Source organism: Corallococcus terminator (genome assembly GCF_003611635.1).
Taxonomy (GTDB): domain Bacteria; phylum Myxococcota; class Myxococcia; order Myxococcales; family Myxococcaceae; genus Corallococcus; species Corallococcus terminator.
In genome coordinates, this window is record NZ_RAVZ01000720.1 from 1 (window position 1) to 1,035 (window position 1,035).

Sequence of the window (1,035 nt, forward strand, 5' to 3'; positions counted from 1 at the left end):
GCAGCTCATGCTCCAGAAGCAGCAGGAGGCCGTTGCCTTCGCCTCCAACATCATCAAGAAGCTGAACGAGATCGCGATGTCCGTCATCAGCAACCTCAAGTAAGCATCGCCGCTTCCCTGGCGATTTGAGAGCCGGTCCTCCTTCACGGGAGGCCGGCTCTTTGCTTTTCCGCTGCCACCCTTCCCTTCTGGGTGGGTGCGGAGCGAACCCGGCCAGGGGCCAGGGGCTGGGAGAAAAATAGGAATCGGAAATGTCGGAGGAAACTTCCGCCCCCTGATCCGCCATAATCCCTATGTAAGCAGCGCCGCAGCACACACCTCTTCCAAACCTCTGGAGTCTCTCCCATGAACGCCACTGCCTCCGCCGCCGCCCTCTCTACCGCCTTCAAGGGCAGCCAGTCCCTGAGCGCCACCGAGAAGTCCTCCCTGGCCGGCCTGGAGGGTGTCGACCTCGAGCGCGCCACCGCGCAGCTCATGCTCCAGAAGCAGCAGGAGGCCGTTGCCTTCGCCTCCAACATCATCAAGAAGCTGAACGAGATCGCGATGTCCGTCATCAGCAACCTCAAGTAAGCATCGCCGCTTCCCTGGCGATTTAAGAGCCGGTCCTCCTTCACGGGAGGCCGGCTCTTTGCTTTTCCGCTGCCACCCTTCCCTTCTGGGTGGGTGCGGAGCGAACCCGGCCAGGGGCCAGGGGCTGGGAGAAAAATAGGAATCGGAAATGTCGGAGGAAACTTCCGCCCCCTGATCCGCCATAATCCCTATGTAAGCAGCGCCGCAGCACACACCTCTTCCAAACCTCTGGAGTCTCTCCCATGAACGCCACTGCCTCCGCCGCCGCCCTCTCTACCGCTTTCAAGGGCAGCCAGTCCCTGAGCGCCACCGAGAAGTCCTCCCTGGCCGGCCTCTCCGGTGTCGACCTCGAGCGCGCCACCGCGCAGCTCATGCTCCAGAAGCAGCAGGAGGCCGTTGCCTTCGCCTCCAACATCATCAAGAAGCTGAACGAGATCGCGATGTCCGTCATCAGCAACCTCAAGT

2 protein-coding genes are annotated in these 1,035 nt (G+C 61.6%); both read left to right on the plus strand.

What is annotated here, in order from left to right; genetic code table 11:
* Positions 1–345: 345 nt before the first annotated feature.
* A complete protein-coding gene (locus D7V88_RS41770) occupies positions 346–570 on the plus strand; it encodes a hypothetical protein (RefSeq protein ID WP_120545733.1) in 225 nt (74 codons plus the stop codon).
* A gap of 242 nt (positions 571–812) precedes the next feature.
* Positions 813–1,035, plus strand: a 223-nt coding sequence (locus D7V88_RS41775) for a hypothetical protein (RefSeq protein WP_120545984.1), incomplete at its 3' end; no start/stop codon positions are given.